Source organism: Paenibacillus sp. RS8 (assembly GCF_041956825.1).
In the GTDB taxonomy this organism is placed as follows: Bacteria; Bacillota; Bacilli; order Paenibacillales; family Paenibacillaceae; genus Paenibacillus_AQ.
Map to the genome: position 1 here is coordinate 4,753,695 of NZ_CP168131.1, position 17,411 is coordinate 4,771,105.

The 17,411-nt window shown below is 40.6% G+C and carries 21 protein-coding genes; 19 read left to right on the top strand and 2 right to left on the bottom strand.

Annotated features, from left to right (window positions below; all coding sequences use genetic code 11):
• Nucleotides 1-60: 60 nt before the first annotated feature.
• The gene (locus ACDZ28_RS22465) at nt 61-951 is read right to left on the bottom strand and encodes a GNAT family N-acetyltransferase (RefSeq protein WP_375102789.1); all 891 of its coding nucleotides are present in this window, start codon (nt 949-951) and stop codon (nt 61-63) included.
• A gap of 122 nt (nt 952-1,073) precedes the next feature.
• Here ACDZ28_RS22465 and ACDZ28_RS22470 point away from each other — a divergent pair, with 122 nt between their 5' ends.
• The 11 genes from ACDZ28_RS22470 (at nt 1,074) to ACDZ28_RS22520 (ending at nt 10,298) form a co-directional block, all read left to right on the top strand.
• The gene (locus tag ACDZ28_RS22470; protein WP_339290840.1) at nt 1,074-1,643 is read left to right on the top strand and encodes a GNAT family protein; all 570 of its coding nucleotides are present in this window, start codon (nt 1,074-1,076) and stop codon (nt 1,641-1,643) included.
• A gap of 491 nt (nt 1,644-2,134) precedes the next feature.
• On the top strand, nt 2,135-2,494 hold the full coding sequence (locus tag ACDZ28_RS22475; RefSeq protein ID WP_042127258.1) for a helix-turn-helix transcriptional regulator: 360 nt from the start codon (nt 2,135-2,137) through the stop codon (nt 2,492-2,494).
• Between the two features lie 93 nt (nt 2,495-2,587).
• Nucleotides 2,588-2,974 carry a DivIVA domain-containing protein gene (locus tag ACDZ28_RS22480; RefSeq protein WP_042127259.1) on the top strand — a complete coding sequence of 129 codons (387 nt, stop codon included), beginning with the start codon at nt 2,588-2,590 and terminating at the stop codon, nt 2,972-2,974.
• Between the two features lie 219 nt (nt 2,975-3,193).
• Nucleotides 3,194-4,060: a PRD domain-containing protein gene (locus ACDZ28_RS22485; RefSeq protein ID WP_375102790.1), complete on the top strand. Its 867-nt coding sequence runs from the start codon at nt 3,194-3,196 to the stop codon at nt 4,058-4,060.
• Nucleotides 4,061-4,082: 22 nt separating this feature from the next.
• Nucleotides 4,083-4,589, top strand: coding sequence for a PTS glucose transporter subunit IIA (locus ACDZ28_RS22490; protein WP_339290842.1), 507 nt, complete (start codon nt 4,083-4,085; stop codon nt 4,587-4,589).
• A 48-nt stretch (nt 4,590-4,637) separates the two neighbouring features.
• On the top strand, nt 4,638-6,089 hold the full coding sequence (gene nagE, locus ACDZ28_RS22495; RefSeq protein WP_042127265.1) for an N-acetylglucosamine-specific PTS transporter subunit IIBC: 1,452 nt from the start codon (nt 4,638-4,640) through the stop codon (nt 6,087-6,089).
• Between the two features lie 144 nt (nt 6,090-6,233).
• The gene (locus ACDZ28_RS22500) at nt 6,234-6,551 is read left to right on the top strand and encodes a hypothetical protein (RefSeq protein ID WP_042127267.1); all 318 of its coding nucleotides are present in this window, start codon (nt 6,234-6,236) and stop codon (nt 6,549-6,551) included.
• Nucleotides 6,552-6,724: 173 nt separating this feature from the next.
• Nucleotides 6,725-7,243 carry a sigma-70 family RNA polymerase sigma factor gene (locus ACDZ28_RS22505; RefSeq protein WP_042127269.1) on the top strand — a complete coding sequence of 173 codons (519 nt, stop codon included), beginning with the start codon at nt 6,725-6,727 and terminating at the stop codon, nt 7,241-7,243.
• Nucleotides 7,244-7,297: 54 nt separating this feature from the next.
• Nucleotides 7,298-8,419: a hypothetical protein gene (locus ACDZ28_RS22510; protein ID WP_042127271.1), complete on the top strand. Its 1,122-nt coding sequence runs from the start codon at nt 7,298-7,300 to the stop codon at nt 8,417-8,419.
• Nucleotides 8,416-9,417 carry an ABC transporter ATP-binding protein gene (locus ACDZ28_RS22515; protein WP_042127273.1) on the top strand — a complete coding sequence of 334 codons (1,002 nt, stop codon included), beginning with the start codon at nt 8,416-8,418 and terminating at the stop codon, nt 9,415-9,417. Before ACDZ28_RS22510 ends, ACDZ28_RS22515 begins: the two co-directional genes overlap by 4 nt.
• On the top strand, nt 9,414-10,298 hold the full coding sequence (locus tag ACDZ28_RS22520) for an ABC transporter permease subunit (RefSeq protein WP_339290843.1): 885 nt from the start codon (nt 9,414-9,416) through the stop codon (nt 10,296-10,298). Before ACDZ28_RS22515 ends, ACDZ28_RS22520 begins: the two co-directional genes overlap by 4 nt.
• A 90-nt stretch (nt 10,299-10,388) precedes the next feature.
• Here the strand turns inward: ACDZ28_RS22520 and ACDZ28_RS22525 are convergent, their stop codons facing one another.
• On the bottom strand, nt 10,389-10,715 hold the full coding sequence (locus ACDZ28_RS22525) for a helix-turn-helix domain-containing protein (RefSeq protein WP_042127276.1): 327 nt from the start codon (nt 10,713-10,715) through the stop codon (nt 10,389-10,391).
• Between the two features lie 194 nt (nt 10,716-10,909).
• On the opposite strand from ACDZ28_RS22525, the gene ACDZ28_RS22530 reads away from it, so the two are divergent.
• The 8 genes from ACDZ28_RS22530 to ACDZ28_RS22565 all read left to right on the top strand — a co-directional run bounded on the left by ACDZ28_RS22530 (nt 10,910) and on the right by ACDZ28_RS22565 (nt 17,411).
• The gene (locus ACDZ28_RS22530) at nt 10,910-11,692 is read left to right on the top strand and encodes a GTP cyclohydrolase II (RefSeq protein WP_339290845.1); all 783 of its coding nucleotides are present in this window, start codon (nt 10,910-10,912) and stop codon (nt 11,690-11,692) included.
• 78 nt (nt 11,693-11,770) lie between these two features.
• Nucleotides 11,771-12,826 (top strand): ATP-binding cassette domain-containing protein, encoded by a 1,056-nt coding sequence (locus ACDZ28_RS22535; RefSeq protein ID WP_042127279.1) that lies wholly within the window; start codon nt 11,771-11,773, stop codon nt 12,824-12,826.
• Nucleotides 12,827-12,953: 127 nt separating this feature from the next.
• A complete protein-coding gene (locus tag ACDZ28_RS22540) occupies nt 12,954-13,703 on the top strand; it encodes an ABC-2 family transporter protein (protein ID WP_042193809.1) in 750 nt (249 codons plus the stop codon).
• Between the two features lie 48 nt (nt 13,704-13,751).
• The gene (locus ACDZ28_RS22545) at nt 13,752-14,495 is read left to right on the top strand and encodes an ABC transporter permease (RefSeq protein WP_375105393.1); all 744 of its coding nucleotides are present in this window, start codon (nt 13,752-13,754) and stop codon (nt 14,493-14,495) included.
• 114 nt (nt 14,496-14,609) lie between these two features.
• Nucleotides 14,610-15,239: a hypothetical protein gene (locus tag ACDZ28_RS22550; RefSeq protein WP_375102791.1), complete on the top strand. Its 630-nt coding sequence runs from the start codon at nt 14,610-14,612 to the stop codon at nt 15,237-15,239.
• Nucleotides 15,240-15,273: 34 nt separating this feature from the next.
• Nucleotides 15,274-15,744, top strand: a complete 471-nt coding sequence (locus ACDZ28_RS22555; protein WP_042127285.1) for a GNAT family N-acetyltransferase — start codon at nt 15,274-15,276, stop codon at nt 15,742-15,744.
• Nucleotides 15,745-16,098: 354 nt separating this feature from the next.
• Complete coding sequence (mraY, locus tag ACDZ28_RS22560) at nt 16,099-17,052, top strand: phospho-N-acetylmuramoyl-pentapeptide-transferase (protein ID WP_076118316.1); 954 nt, start codon at nt 16,099-16,101, stop codon at nt 17,050-17,052.
• A gap of 47 nt (nt 17,053-17,099) precedes the next feature.
• Nucleotides 17,100-17,411: a helix-turn-helix transcriptional regulator gene (locus ACDZ28_RS22565; protein ID WP_042132144.1), complete on the top strand. Its 312-nt coding sequence runs from the start codon at nt 17,100-17,102 to the stop codon at nt 17,409-17,411.

Consider the following 17,411-nt stretch of genomic DNA (forward strand, 5'->3'; position numbering starts at 1 on the left):
AAATATATACTTTCTACTACGTTAAAAAGGGCTGCCGAATGGCAGCCTTCTTCATCCTATCTAGGCATGTGAGGTTATGGGAAACATGAAATGTTTAGGTAGTTCTTTTAAAAGTGGACGCATAAATAACGTATCCTCACTCTGGGGAACTAATTCTGTCTCCAAGTGATCTATTGCATAATCTGGTGTGAAATAAAAATGGATAACCTCAGTTTCAGGAGATACAATGCTATGCAATATGGCGTTGATATCTATACTTGTAGTACTTAAGATATCAAAAATATGAAGCTGCTGATCCTCATGTCTAAAGATCACTACAACGTCAGCCTCTTCAATATAATAAAAGGAATCATGGAAAGGGAGGATAAAATAAAACAGCAGCTGATGTTCATTCTCTATCACACTGAGTATAGAGGACACCGGTATTCTTTCTTCTGCGAATTGTTTTAACAAGGTAAAATCAACGGAGTTATTCATGGATAAGCGACGCACAGAGGAAGTTTTAGACATTTGATTTCTAAGATAAGAAGCCTTTATCGAAAAGCTACTTTCTTGCATACGTTCAAATCCGAATTTAGGATAAAAGTCCAAGGCGCTGTCATTTGCAAATAAGTAAATGAAGTCATATTCATGCTCGTATTTAGCAATAATATGATCTATTAATTTTCTGGATAGTCCTTGCATGCGATAGTCAGGGTGTGTCATTACGGTGCCAATTTGAATGGCATGATATTCTGTTTGATTTAAAACAATTGTCATTATATTTATGGATGCATTTGCTATCACCTGATCCTGATCAATAAAGGAATAACAAATATATTTGTCATTCCAGCCCCTATGTTCAATCCAAGGTGTAAAATCGATTCCAAAGATCATTTTGGCTAGAGTATTGAAGCTTTCTCTATATTTTTGGTTATGTTTATAATCACTGATCAATGGGTAATCGCTCATAAGTTAACCTCTTTTACAATGTATTTTTTCATAGTTATGTTTATTGGTTATATTTTACTACACTGTTATAAAGTAATGTTTATTTAAAATAAACATTACCGATATTATTTGGAGGCTAGAGTATGAGAGAAATAGATTACAGTAATTATTATTGGAAAGACGAGAAAATTAGATTGCGATCTATTCAAGAAGGGGATTGGGAAGGTTATTACACGAATCGTTTCGACACTCCAGCGAGGCGACTCTTACAGTGTGCTGTTGAATTACCGCCCACAATTGCCGAAGCCAAAAATTTTGCAGAGACTTATGCTGAATTCTCATCTAATAGACTAATGTTTACGATCGAAGATTTGCATGGCGAGAATGTAGGAGGAGTAAATCTTAATAGCATTGACGAGAAAAATGGTACGTTCAGTATTGGCGTGCAAGTGGATAAAGATCATCGAGGTAAAGGATATGGAACGAGAGCTATAACGATCCTCTTAAAGTATGCTTTTTTCGAACGACGACTAAATAAATTCAATGAATGTGCGCTGGAAGGCAATGAAGGTTCTATAGCGATGTTAAAGAAAGTCGGCTGCGTTCAAGAGGGCGTGCGGCGGAAGGTCATTTACACGAATGGACGATATTATGATTTGATTTTATTTGGATTAACGAAGGATGAGTTTATGGAGAGGAACGGCATGGAATAGAGAGTTTAGACTCTAGTATTGTCTATAGGTAAAGTTAACATATAGACAATGAACTTGGCCAGATGATGTCTGTCTCGATCAAATGCTTAAGCTTTCGGACTCAGACGGCGTTATTTCTGCATTATTAGCTATTTGAACGTTATTTCGGACTCCAGTACAGCTATTCTATAAGAATAGCTGTATTTTTTTTGTTTTTTATGCCAATAGCGTCTGTAGGGTCCGTTGACAATCCAAATGTGGGGAAATGGAGCGCATAGTTAAAAATTCTGTACTTTCATCATATGAAAAATTCACAATAGAAAATCAAAAATATCAGCTCTATCTAGTAACTTCCATAGCAACCATCATTCATCGCTACTAAAATTCTATACCAATCGGAAAAAGTGAACCCACTACCACATTTCAGGTTGTGAAAGTTGGAAAATAGTGCTTATACTAGAGTTATAGCAGGTAAGATTAGCCAATATCAATACAACATGAGGAGGGTTAATATGGCGTTTATGATTGCTCAACGGGCTTTTATCAAGGTGTATCTTATCACAATGGTAGAACAACACCGCGGTTATGGATATCAAATGCTTGAGGATTTACGTCGAGATTTCAAGGCACATGGATATTCCCCCCCACAAAGCGAAATCTATCGTGCCCTGCATGAGCTGGTACAGCAAGGAATTTTATATCGTACTAAACAGCTAAAAGGGAATGATCCGAAGGTGGATTTTCAAGAAATCGTCTTATATCATTTTACTTCTGATGGAGAAGAGAAAGCTAAGCTATATAAGAAGCAGGTGAAGACAGATCTTGATCGCTGTCTAGGTATTTTGAACAAGGCGGTTGCGGATAACTTCTAGAACTGGAACTATAGTTATATTTTCAGGATGCTCTTACCCTGTTATAATGGTTACTGCCGGATCATTGCAGTAAATACTTGGAGGTAACAAATGATGGATGAACATATGAAACGTCGATTGGACAAACAACGCAAGCTCTTCAGCCAACTTGGCATCACTCTTGATGCTCTAACCATACATGAAAAAGAATTCAGTATGAAGCTTCGTGGTTACGATGCGGAAGAAGTAGATACTTTTCTAGATAGCGTAATCAAAGATTATGAGCGTTTTTATGCGACAATCGCTGATCTGATGGATAAATGGCAAGAGCAACAACTGGAGATGCGCGAATTAAAGTCAGAAACCAAAGCTACTGAAGTCATTCAAGTTCCTGTACTTCGAGGCATCGATCCAAAGGAATTAGAAGAAGTCATTTTAAGATTGGAAACCAATGTCCGTCAGCTTAAAGATAAGCTTCCCCAAATCGAAAGCTATTTATAAGTCATGAATTTTGATCACAGGTGCTCCGCTTGACATTTATAAATTTATCATTGACGAGTTAGCAGTTCATGATTTATGATATGTTCATAAATGATCATTTATATTTCAGTGGCGTGTTACCGTTAAGGGCATGAGCCAAGAATTGTCTTCATCTTCACGAGACATTTCTTGGCTTTTTTTGTTCCTAATTGACGATAATATGGGAAAGGAGTGATGAGCTTGTCGCGGGAGATCGAGCAATTTCAAGTACAGCGTGTGATTGGGAACAACGTTGTAATGGTTCAGGGAAGCAAGAACGGCAAGGAATATGTCATCATTGGCAAAGGCATTGGTTTTGCTGTGAAAGGTTCAGGGGTGATTGAAGGGAACGATCCTCGTATTGAGAAATTGTTTCGTCTAGAAGACCGCGAAGCCTGGAGCCAGTATCAAATATTGCTGGAAGACATAGATCCCAAAGTGATGAGAATAACTGATGAAATAATTGCTGATATCCAAAGTCAATTTCCTGACAAATTAAACGACAAGATTTATCTGGCACTCCCGAGCCATATTCAGTTCACCATTTACCGTCTGCGCAACGGGATGGATATTATTAATCCTTTTTTACAAGAAACTAAGATGTCTTTTCCGAAGGAATTTGATATCGCTTACAAGGCATCAGAGAAAATCAATGCTGAATTTCAGGTGCAAATTCCCGAAGACGAGGTTGGATTCCTTACTTATCATGTGTACTCCGCGGTTAGTAATGTATCGGTGGGTCAGTTAGTAAAAGCATCCAATATTGTGAGTGAACTTTTAGACATGATTCAGCAAGAACGTAATATAACTTTTGAACATGGAAGTATGAACCATATTCGGTTAATGATCCATTTACGGTTTTCGCTGGAACGTATTTTGAAAGGATCACTAATAGATAATCCTTTTGTGAAACATATTAAGAAGGAATATAAAGAGGAATACAAGTTATCTCAAAAGCTCGGGAAAGTGATGCAAAGATCACTTGGAGTAGAAATTCCAGAAGAAGAGCTATGTTTCCTGGCGATGCATCTACATCGATTATTTCAAACCTTAGTGAAACAAAATTAACATCTTTAGAGGAGTGGAGCATATGTTTTCCAAATGGAAATCAAAAAAAGAAGAGAAACCTACTGGACATACAATTGAAATCATGGCACCAATCAGCGGAGAAGCCGTTTCATTATCAGAAGTTCCTGATGAAACCTTTGCTGGTGGTCATATGGGGAGCGGTATTGCAATCAGACCTTCCGAAGGGATCTTAAAAGCTCCTTTTGATGGCACGGTTGCTCATATCGTGAAATCAAGTCATGCAGTTATTTTGGAACATTCCTCCGGTGTGCAATTGTTGTTACATATCGGAATCGATACTGTCAGCCTTAAGGGCAACGGATTTGTCAGTCATATTTCCTCTGGAGATCAAGTGAAGGCAGGTCAAACCCTAATCGAATTTGATCTGGATGTAATTCGCGCAGCAGGTTGTGACACAATTTCGCCTGTAATCGTGACTAGTACGGAAGAAACACCACCTAAAGTGAACGGACATTATGGTCAGGTTACAGCTGGACAGGATCTGGTTCTTACAGTGGCTTCAAAGTAATAAGCGAATAAAGCATTTCTACTATTGAATCGAAAGGATGATTTTGTTATGTTGGCTTTTCTACAAAAACTAGGTAAGTCGCTTATGCTTCCAGTTGCTACTATGCCCGCGGCAGCTATTCTTCAAGGGTTTGGTTTGCTTAACTATGAAAAAGATTTGCATCTAGGAGCCACGGTAGGGGGATTCTTGAACCAATATTTTGCTCCATTCCTAAATGCCGGTGCAAATGCAATCTTCGGAAATCTTGCTTTGATCTTTGCGGTAGGGGTCGCAATTGGATTCGCTAAGGATGCCGTTGCTGCCTTGTCAGCAGTAATTGCATACATGGTGTTAACTAAGATTCTGGCTGTTGTACCTCTTCAGTTCTCCTTCATCAATGATGATGTAGTATTGAATATGGGTGTGCTCGGAGGTATATTTGCCGGTGCATGGGCAGCATTCCTATATAAGAAATATCACAATATCAAGATGCCAGATTGGCTTGGGTTCTTTGCAGGTAAACGATTTGTTCCGATCATTACGGCAGCATCCACGATGGTCCTTGCAGTATTAATTGGGATGATCTGGAGCCCTATACAAGATGTAATTAGTGATTTCGGAAACTGGGTTGTGTCCTTGGGAGCAGTTGGAGCTTTCATCTTCGGTACAGCTAACCGCTTATTGATTCCGATCGGACTTCACCACGTACTGAATACGATTGCTTGGTTCCAAATTGGTGACTTTACAAATGCAGCAGGCGAATTGGTACACGGTGACTTATACCGCTTCTTCGCTGGAGATAAAACGGCTGGGATGTTTATGACTGGATTCTTCCCAATCATGATGTTTGCGCTTCCAGGTGCAGCTCTTGCATTTATTCATACCGCTAAACCAGAAAAACGTAAAATGGTTGCTTCCATCTTTATCGGTTCTGCCATTGCTTCTTTCTTAACAGGGATTACAGAACCACTTGAGTTCTCCTTTATGTTCTTGGCACCACTATTGTACTTGGTGCATGCTTTGTTAACAGGTTTCTCCATGGCTTTAATGTACATTCTAGATGTTAAGCTTGGTTTCGGTTTCTCTGCAGGTTTGATCGATTACCTAGTGAACATGAAGCTATCCACCAATGCATGGGTTCTTATCCCTGTAGGTCTTGCCTTCTTCGTTCTGTACTATGTGTTGTTCCGTTTTATCATCACGAAGTTCAAGCTTAAGACGCCTGGTCGAGAAGATGATGATGATGCGCTTGCACCAACTGGCGGTAACGCAACAGGTTCAGCTGTTTCTTCCAAGGCTGCTCAAATTCTTGAGCACATTGGTGGACCTTCAAATATCGAGAATATCGATGCTTGTATTACACGCCTTCGTCTGATCGTTAAAGACGAGAAAGCAGTTAAAGATTCCGCGCTGAAGCAACTCGGTGCTTCTGGGGTCATGAGACTTGGTCAAGGTGCTGTACAAATTGTATTTGGTCCGAAATCGGAGCAATACAAAGAGGAAATCGAGAAGTTACTATAACTTAACGTACTCCGTTTAAAATTATTAGCAAGGGCTAGTCCGCATACTAGCCCTTGTTTTTTTGTGTATAGAGGGATAAAATGTTGCAATATACACAATACCTAGTATAATACTTGGTATAAACATACAAAGGAGTCGGTACATATGTCAGTCGACGATTATCTGGACCTTTTAAATTATGCCAAAGCAATTAACGATGGACAGTGGCAGGCTGACATCATAGAGAGTTTAAAGAATCTAAACACTGTATCGGAAGAACCCCAGGTTCAAGAAGAAAGTGTGATAGAATTATGGTCGCAGTTTGATTCCGTTAACATATTGATCATGAAGTTGTTTGAGAAGCTGCGCAAGAATGAAGATTCAGATGAAGTGTTACATTGGAATGAGCAGCTACTGGAGCTTAAGCTGGAGCGGAGTATTTTGTCTAAGAAAATCCTTAACCGGTATATTCGAATTCGATAATTGAGATCACAATAAATAGGTAAGACTAATAATGAAGACAGTAACCTTGTTAATTAGGGGCTGTCTTTTTGCTTGTCTTGAGATAGGTTATGATAATTATGAAGAATTCTGATACAAAAATGCACTGACAGTCGTCTTACTTATAGCTGCAGCTGATAAGGAGGATTTACACGATGGAAATTCCGGAATCTGAAATTTTTAAAGCAATATTTTACGAACATTATCCTGTTGTCCGACGTAAGCTTGCCGCTTTGGTACGCGATGAATCGGCAGCGGATGATTTGGCTCAAGAAGTTTTTCTAAGATTGTACCGTAATCCACCAGATGATCCAGCAGCGCTGGGTGCCTGGCTTCATAGAGTCCTTACCCGTATTGGATATGATTATCTGGACAAAAAAGCGAGGGAACGGCGATTGCAGAATAAACAAGAGCAGCTATATGATGCTAGTGAATCTCCGCCTTCAGGTGAAGAAATCATTCTAAGTAAGCTAGATCAGGAGGATGTACATGTCTGGCTGAATGAATTGCCTGAAAGAGACAGACAGGCGCTTCTCCTACGCTACTCAGGGTACAGCTACGTGGAAATAGCGGGAGAGCTTGGAGTAAGGCCTCCAGTAGTAGGAACCTTGCTCCACCGAGCGACAGAGAAATTAAGACAGAATGCAACGAAGGCGATACCCCAGACAAAGTAGACATTACTCAAAGTGCAGCTACGAAGTAATCTTTTTAATTCAGGAGGTACACTAATGAATAACTATTCAGGAAAGCAAGATAAAGATAAGCAAAGTACAGATGAAGCCTGGGCGAAGCTGCAGAGCAAGTTAGAGAAAGAGCCTTATAATCCTCAATGGGCAAAATGGAGTCAAAATACAGAGACTAATACTGAGGATCCTATTTACTTTAGTCAGCCAGCAAATGTAGAGAGTGTTAACTCAGAGCCAGCACCAACAGTAGAGCAGGACTTACTTGTAGCTACCCATGATAAGCAAGTAAAACGCCCGCGTCGACTGCGTATGAACCGTCGTCGGAAGTTGGGAGCAGTTTTAGCAAGTGTGGCTGTTTTTGCTGTAATACTCGCGACTCCGATAGGAAATACAGCAATGGCATCCATTCTGAATCAGTTCCGTATGGAACAGGTTACGGTTGTACACGAGAATGATCTTCGAAATATTTTCACACAAGTAGCTGAAGACGGTGAGCTTAATCGATCAATTAATCAATTCGGTGAGTTTACCAACACTAACGGTGCTTATATTGGTGAGCTGCCTGCGGATCAACTGAAAGCTACCGTAGGCTATCCAGCGAAAATCGCTGCTTTAGGGGAAGGGCGTAATACAGTTACGGTGGGTGCTTCACAGGATATCACGCTTAATCTGAAAGTTGACGAAGTGAACAAAGCCTTGAAAAAAATCGGGGCAGAACATCTGCTGCCTGAATCGATTGACGGTAAACCAATTACACTTCATATTCCGGAAATTGTGAATTACAATCTCTCATCTGATGAAACGCATTGGGCAAGTCTGTCGCAGATGAATGCGCCTGTACTTAACGTTGATCCTTCTATTAAAGTGGAAGAAGCTTTGGAAGCTGTAGTGAATTTCCCACTGTTGCCGGATTACTTGAAGACTAGCTTAATGCAGAGCAGGGTCTTATCCGGGGAAATCCCAATGCCGTTAATCGCTGGAGAAAATACGGAGCAAATAACTGTGGGTGATACTTTAGTTATTGTTGATAATTATGAATACAGCCGCGGTCCTGTATATCAAGCTACATGGATTCAGGATGGGCAGCTATTCAATTTGTCAGGTGAGATCTATTCGAGTAAAGAGAAGCTTATGACCAAGGTTCAGGAGTTGATTGAATCATGAGTACTGCAGCAATTGAAGCTAAGTCCCTAACCAAGGAATTTGATAACGGGCGCGGTTGTCGAGATGTAAGTATTAGTGTAGGGAAAGGGGAAGCCTTTGGCTTCCTCGGCCCTAATGGTGCAGGTAAAAGCACCTTTGTGAAAATGCTAGTAGGACTTATTCATCCATCAAGCGGTAGTGGGAGCCTATTCGGGCATAAGATTGGTTCCTTGGGAGCAAAAGCACTTATCGGCTATTTGCCAGAATTGTATCGTTATCAGGAATGGCTGACGGGTGAGGAGGTTGTGAGGCTGCATGCAAGATTATGCGGAATGCAACGGTCTGTAGCAGATAAGAGGATTCCACAACTACTGGATGAGGTTGGAATTGGTAAGCGTGGACGAGATCGAGTAAAGCATTATTCTAAGGGAATGCAGCAAAGATTGGGGTTGGCTTGTGCACTTATAAATGAACCGGCTATTGTTTTTTTGGATGAGCCCTCATCGGCACTAGATCCAATTGGACGTCAGGAAGTCCGGCGTATATTACAGAACCTAAAAGAAAAAGGAGTTACGATATTTCTAAACTCTCATTTGTTAGAGGATGTTGAAGTACTTTGTGACCGAATGGCGTTACTGAATAATGGGGTTATTCTCCGGCATGGCAAAGTGTCCGAGATGCTGAACAAGCGTATGAGCTGGCATTTTAAAGTAGGCGGCTATGCGCCTATTTTATTGTCATGGCTAAATGAGAACACAGGCTTGCAGATTCGGGTGTCTTCCCATACCGAAGAAAAGTTGATAAACGGGTTAGAAAATCTGCAATCTCTGCAATCGATAGACAGAAGTACGGTTTGGTTGGAGGCAGAGCTGGAAAGTGAAGAGCAGGTGGGGTGGTTAAATACATTAATTGTAGAACAAGGGATGACTTTATATGAAGTTTCACGCAAGAAAGAACGTCTGGAAGAGTGGTTTATGGATGCTGTATCCGGACTAAGCCACAGAGGTGAACAGGAATGAGAATTATAATGGGGATGACCTGGAAGGAATTGCTGCGTAAAAGAGTAATGGTGCTGACATTACTAATGACCGTGGTCTTTCTTATTGGGTTTTGGTTTATTGCGGGTACAATCGGACAAAGTACTATGTCTCAAGGATCGAGTATTCCTACTGGAGAAGAACTCCTTATGCGTTTTACTAATGGTTTATTTATTTTATCGTTTGGATTTTTTTTCGGGGCCTTTGTAATTGCTTTTTTAGCAATATTTAGTTCATTCTCCGCCATTTCAGGTGAGGCAGAGCAGGGTGTGATGCAAGCCTTGCTTCCAAGACCCATTCCACGCTGGAAATGGTATGCCGGTCGCTGGCTTGGTTATGTAACATTGGGGATAGGGTATGCGCTTATTTTATTTATTTCTATATTGCTAATTACTCAAGTCCATGCCGCAATTCCGAGAGATGGATTAGCGCTATTCAAATCTTTCCTGCTCTTTGCCTCTATCGTACCGTTGCTGATAACTATTTCTATGCTGGGTTCAGGATTCTTTTCGGCACTTGGGAATGGGGTATTTATGACTATGCTTTATGGTGCTGGATGGCTAGGAGGAATGATTGACAAGGTAAGCAGTTCTTTACTATCTGAGCCTACAGCGCTTAGCACTTTAAATAATATGACAGGTATAATGTCGTTACTAATGCCTGTAGATGGATTACAGCGTAGAATGACTGCTGAATTATTTAGCATTAACGAAATGAGCGGGATGTTTAATGGTTCCAGTAGTTCATTTGGGTTAGTAAATTTCGCCTCAGTCCCATCCAATACATTTATCGTATATGCGATCTTCTATACGCTACTGGCATTCTTAATCGGATTGTATCGTTTTCAACGGAAGGATTTATAGCAGTTCAATAATACATTGAAGAACTTAAAATGCCCTTTTTGTTGCCGAATTTACGGAACAAAAAGGGCTCTTCAAGTTAGTGGAGACCGATTAATTTGTAACACCAAGCTCAATCCAGTCTGTAGACCAATTTCCAATTTCACCAAGTATAGGAGCCAACGCGGTACCTTTTGGAGTAAGGGAGTACTCAATGCGTACGGGCATTTCTGGATATACGGTTCGCTCAATAATACCTTCGATTTCCATTTCTTTTAATCGGTCAGATAACACTTTACCACTTAGATTAGACAGACAGCTTTCAATTTCGCCAAAACGACGTGGACCTGGCATAAGCACGAAAACGATCAGCGCGACCCAACGTTTACTTAGCAAGTCTACCGCTTTTTCAAAGCGAGGACACATGTTGAAATCATTCATAATATCACCTCAACATTCATTATATCATAAACTTACATAAAGTAATTATAAATATTTAAAGATATATTATAACTTGACGAAGTTATATTACAATGATAAACTTACTTACAAATAGTTACTTATATTTTAACTAATATTCGATCCTTATGTATAGCTACAGCTATACTAGATGAACATTGAGGAAGGTGTTACACATGACAAAACCAGATATTATTTCAATCCTACAAAATAAAATTACTCGTATTCCTTTAGCAAACAGTACAAATATATTGGTTGGACCGATTACTTTACCTGTGAATTTAGACGGAGAGACTGTTACTTTTAAATGGTACAACTGGTTGAACACTACAGATGCAGAGCTTCTTAAAGGAGACAGCAATGAAGCAACCGCCGCTTTGATTTCCAAGTTACCATCCATGAGCCTTGCAGATGGACAACAATCCAGTGTGTTAGTATATGGTGATTTCGAGGGTTCCGATGAAGCTCTAATTCGGATGCACAGCATTTGCCATACCGGAGATATTTTTGGCAGTAAACGTTGTGATTGTGGCTTCCAGTTGCATCAGTCCATGAAAATGATCGTAGAGCATGGCTCAGGTGCGTTATTTTATCTGGCTAACCATGAAGGCAGAGGCATTGGACTGTTCAGTAAATCTTTAGCGTATCTTTTACAAGAAGAAGGATACGATACAGTTGAGGCTAATTTGGAGTTGGGTTTTGTTGATGATTCTAGAAATTATGAAGAAGCGATTAGTGTTCTACAACATCTTCGTCATAAACCAGTCACACTAATTACGAACAATCCGAAGAAACTGGAAGCTCTTAAGGCAGCTGGAATGAACGCTGTGAAAAGAGTAGCGCTATGGGGAGATGTATCTTCGTTTAATGAGAAATACTTGCGTACCAAAGTGGCTCGTTCAGGACATCTAGAGGCAGTAAAAGATACAAATCCAATCGTAGGAAGACTGGCTAAGTAAAAATTGAGGTAGTGCTTTTGGACTTCTTCTATTATAATGGGTTACTGGAACCCAACTTTAAGCTTAGTGAGGTACAATATGACTGCTATTCAAGTACAAGACTTACGTAAAACATTTAAAGTGCAAAAAAACCGCGAAGGTCTCAAAGGGGCCTTCGCTGATTTGTTTAAAAGGGAGTATACGGAAGTAACTGCGGTGAAGGATATATCCTTTTCCATTCCCGAAGGTGAGATTTGTGGTTATATCGGTGAGAACGGTGCTGGAAAATCAACTACGATCAAGATGCTCACGGGTATTCTCGTACCCACTTCAGGAAATCTTTCGGTGGGTGGTTATGTTCCTTATTTGGAGCGCGAGAAATTCGTGAAGAATATCGGTGTGGTGTTTGGGCAACGCAGCCAGCTATGGTGGGACATTGGGGTCATTGAATCCTTCCAGCTGCTGCGCAAGGTATACCGGGTATCTGAACAAGACTTCAAGAAACGGCTTGATGAATTGGTCGAACGCTTGCAGCTGCAAGAACTACTGAATCGTCCCGTTCGTAAGCTTAGTCTCGGTCAGCGGATGCGTTGTGAATTAGTAGCAGCATTGCTTCATAATCCGTCGATTGTATTTCTGGATGAACCGACCATTGGCTTAGATATTGTGGTGAAATCAGAGATCCGTGAATTTCTTAAAGATATGAACCGTGAGCATGGGACAACCATCCTGCTGACTACACATGATTTGCAAGACATTGAAGCCCTGTGTTCGCGGGTGATTATGCTTGATGATGGCCGTATCATTTATGACGGAGGACTGGAAGACCTGAAGCAACGTTGGGGAACCGGACGTGAAGTTCAATTTCAATTCGGGAATGCAACGAAACGGCAGCTGCTTGAGCTTTGGACTGAAGGGATGCCGGTTACTTGGTCTGCAGAGAACGATCTTGGAGCATCGGTTTGGATACCGCTGGATATAAATGTTTCCGATGTTTTGGGACGGGTAGTAGGGAAAGCTGACATTACTGATATCAAAATTATTGAGACGAATACGGACGATATTGTTCGCAGTATTTATCAATCCGGGTCTGCGGATAAACCAGAGAAACAAGCTGCCGCTCTGAAGGATGAAAGAGAGGCTTTACATGTCTGATAAGCTTAATGCTGCAACAGCTATGTCTTCTTCCTCAGGAGGTTCGTCTTCAGGTGGTCCTCCAGAGAATAGTCGGAGATTACTATTTGGGGCGTACATTGATTTTATACGCATCCGGTTCCTTACCATGCTTGCTTATCGGATTAACTACTACTCAGGTATTCTTATCTATTCCTTGAATATCGGGGTTAACTATTTCACATGGATGGCCATCTATGGGAATGGGGATTCACTTGGTGGCTTTACCGCAACGCAAATGACGTCTTATGTTGCTGTTTCTTGGATGGCACGTGCGTTTTATTTTAATAATCTAGATCGTGAGATTTCTACGGATATACGAGACGGAAGCATCGCTATTCAGTTTATAAGGCCTTATAACTATGTCTTAGTCAAAATGATGCAAGGACTCGGAGAGGGCATGTTCCGCTTCCTCTTGTTTATGATTCCCGGTATGGCTATAGCGATGTTGTTGTTCCCGGTTCAATTACCGACAGCACCATCTGCTTGGGCGGGTTTTCTTGTAATGCTCTTTTTCAGCTTTTTGATTAATTCACAGATCAATATTATTACGGGGCTCTCGGCCTTCTTTGTTGAGAATAATGAGGGCATGATGCGAATGAAGCGGGTAATTGTTGATCTGTTCTCCGGTCTGATCGTGCCGATCAGTCTGTTTCCTGACTGGCTATCTTCTATACTTAAGGTGCTGCCGTTTCAGGCGATTACTTACTTGCCGGGCTCAGTGTTTACGGGACGAGTGCAAGGGGTTGGGATTTGGAATGTACTGGGGATCCAGATCGTTTGGTTCCTGGCCTTACTGATTCCAATTGTCTGGTTATATCATGCGGCGCGGCAGCGTCTCTTCGTGCAGGGAGGTTGAGGAAACGTGTATTACCTTGGATTATTAATTGAATACATCAAGAACTATATGAAGTCCCGGCTCACCTATCGTGCAGACTTTTGGGTAGAGGTCATATCAGATTTACTTTTCCAGGCCACCAACTTTATCTTTATTCTGGTGATTTTCATGCATACGGATAGCCTAGGCGGTTGGAATCAGAACGAAGTAGTGTTCGTGTATGGATTCTTTATGGTGCCTTTTGGGGTGTTTAGTTGTTTTGTGAATCTATGGGGATTTAGTGAGCGTTACATCGTTAAAGGTGAGATGGACCGTATTCTGACACGCCCAGCGCATAATTTATTCCAGATCTTTTTGGAAAATGTTGATCCACCAGCACTAATGGGCTCTTTCATAGGTATTATTATTATGGCTATTAGTGGCAGTAATCTGGGTCTTCCCTTTGAATGGTGGACGATACCAGCTCTGATCATTCTTACGTTAAGTGCCGTCGCCATCTATACTGGGATTTATACAACATTGACTTCATTGTCTTTCTATTCGGATGCTCCTACGGGCATTCTTCCGTTAATGTACAACATTCAAACCTATGGCCGTTATCCGGTAACGATCTACAATCGTGCTATTCAGGTATTACTCACGTGGATCATACCGTTTGCATTCGTCGGAGTCTATCCGGCAGCGCTCTTCCTACAGCGAGAAGAGATGACAAACCTTGCTCTTATGACACCAGTTGTAGGTGCGATATTCCTTGGAATTGGTTTCTTAGCTTGGAGTTATGGCGTTAGAAGATATAAGGGAGCCGGATCTTAAGTTAAGCTAGTGTCTTGTTATGTTGGAAAGGCTACCTTCGGGTAGTCTTTTTTTTCACTCCTAATTCATCAATATGCTAAAATCATTAATAACTAGTATGGGGAGGAATCATAGATGAATGTGTTAGATATTTTACCAGCACACGAAAACTTAAAAAAACTCATGAAAATACTTGCTTCTCTAAATATTGTCCTATGTTCAGAGGAATGGCTTCGCTATCATAGTTTTGATTCTAAATTTGATAAGAATGTTTCTCTAGCATCGATCGATAATGGCTCAGGTGATAATTTGTTTATTATTTTTGTACCTCAAGGAACGATAATTAAAGGTTTTGATCATGAATCCGAAGTAAGTCCATATGCGCACGACGAACATGAAGTTTGGCCAGGAATCTATGAAGAAGTCCCCACCTCACTGTTGTCTATTCTTGAAGATGAGGCGATAGCTAAGGATGATGTTACTTTTTGTTTTTGGCGTGAAAATAATGACTTGACGTGGAAAAAGGGGAAGGTAGAGATTCCAGCGGGGACAGAAGATGGCTCGGACTTTTTACTAGGGACTATTTTCCGAACAGCTGAAGATTTTGTGGAATTTGCTGAAGGTTATTTTGAAATCACGCTCCCCTTAGAGATTATTGAAAAGGTTTATGAGGGGGCAGCCATTACGAAAGAGATGATCGAAGCGTTAAATACTGATGGTGACGTAGAGAAAATCCTTCGGGAGTTAGCGGAGTTAGACTCATAGGTGCCTATTGATTTTGAACATAAGGTGGTGCGAAATGAAACTTTACATGGAAAAGCTGAATGCTGATGCTGCTAGGAATATATTAAGCTGGCGATATGAACAACCTTATGATTTTTACAACAATGAACAAACGCCTGAAGCCATAAGTGAAATGCTTGCTGAATCATATTTTTCCATATTTGATGATAATAAAGAGTTAGTAGGGTTCTTCTGTACAGGAAGCTCAGCGCAGGTTCCAAATAAGTCATATACATATTCTCAGGGGTTTATAGATATTGGATTAGGGATGAGACCAGAATTTACAGGGCAGGGAAATGGGACTCTATTTTTCACAGCTGTTCTAAGTAAAATGGATTCAATGTTCGGGAAAAGCTCAAAACGTCTGACAGTGGCAAAGTTTAATGAAAGAGCGATACGTTTGTATGAGAAATTGGGATTTAGCCGGGAAACTGAATTTTTAAAAGGAAGTACTGTATTTATTGTTATGGTTAAGGTTAAAGCTTGATACCGGACCATTCTATTCTATTTGGGATAACAATTGTCGATTACTGGAATGTGAAGAATGTTCAATAAATGAAGGGCTGCCGATAGGCAGTCCTTCATTTATTGAACGGAAGTATTTTTTAATGTGGAGCGAAAATAGGAAATAAAAACAGAATACTTTCTCTTTTTCAAAATTTTATTTACATATATCATTTTACTAAAGATACAAGTGAGAGGGATAAAACTTTACTTTACATAATTCAAGCGATCTTAATAACTCTCAAAACAATTTTGTGAGTGTGAGTTAGGTTCAAAAGTAGGAACACTTGGAGTGGAAATGTTAAAATGATACTTTTCAAAGAGGGGAGTTTGTTATATGTTTGGAATTATGGCTATTTCCGGCCTGTCTTTTCTTCTAGTGGCGATGTTTACGCCGCTGTTGATCTGGACGCTACACAGGCTGGGGCTAACGCAGCCGATTCGCTCCGAGCTACCAGCAGATCATCAGGCCAAACGTGGTACACCGCTTATGGCAGGGTTGGTCCTGCTTATCGGGATAGCGATCTCGTTACAGTTTCATCCCGGACCTCTAATGTTACTCTTATGTGTCACGTTTTTGTTGTTCAGCTCAGTCGGATTTCTGGATGATTTCAAAAAGGCTTTTTGGCAAAATCCGTCCGGCATCACCGGCCGCACAAAGCTAGTGTTGCAATTTATTTTTACTGGATCCATTTTGTATGTGTTGTTCCATTCGTTAGGCCTGACGAGCGATATTGGGTTATTTCAAGGGCACTATTTGCAATTGCCTTTGTATCTTTATGTCGGAATCATTTTGCTGTTTGTGGTGGGCACCGCAAATGCCATCAATTTTACGGACGGTCTTGATGGGCTACTGATCAATGTAGCCATTCCAACGTATTTTTTCTTTTTTATGATTTCGGACAAACCTGAAGTGCAGACATTTTCCCTTGTCATGATTGGCTGTCTGCTGGGGCTGTTCCTTTACAATATTTATCCGGCAAGAGCGTTTATGGGTGATACAGGATCACTGGCGATCGGTGGCTCTCTTTCCATTTTAGCTGTCATTGAGAAGGTCGAGCTTTTGATTCCGATTTTGTTTTTCGTCTATTTTGCAGAGCAGTTGTCGGTCATATTACAAGTTTGGTACTATAAACGAACTAAGCTGCGGCTGTTCCGAATGGCTCCGATTCATTACCATTTCAGCTTAAAATACGGATGGAGCGAAAACAAAATCGTGATGATTTTCGGTTTTATTTCGTGGGTATCCGTACTGCTTTGCTGGTTAATTTGGAAATTTCTCATGCACTAAATAACTTTTATATTTACAAATCTATAAAAGTAGATATAATGAAACGCATGGAACCTTTAATGATATTTAAAGCTTTATCTAACGAGACACGTAGTCAAATTATGATGTGGTTAAAAACTCCAGAGGAATTCTTTGATGAAAAGCCTTATTTACAACAAGGCCTGAGTTTTCGAATTGGTATATGCGTGGGAGATATTCAAGCTAAAGCGGGACTTGCACAGTCTGTTATCTCGAGTTACTTGTTGACTATGCAAAAAGCTGGTTTGTTGGAATCTGAGCGGATTGGGAAGTGGACGTATTATCGTCGGAATGAGAAGACAATTCAGGAGTTTTCCGAGTATATTAAACAGAAACTATAA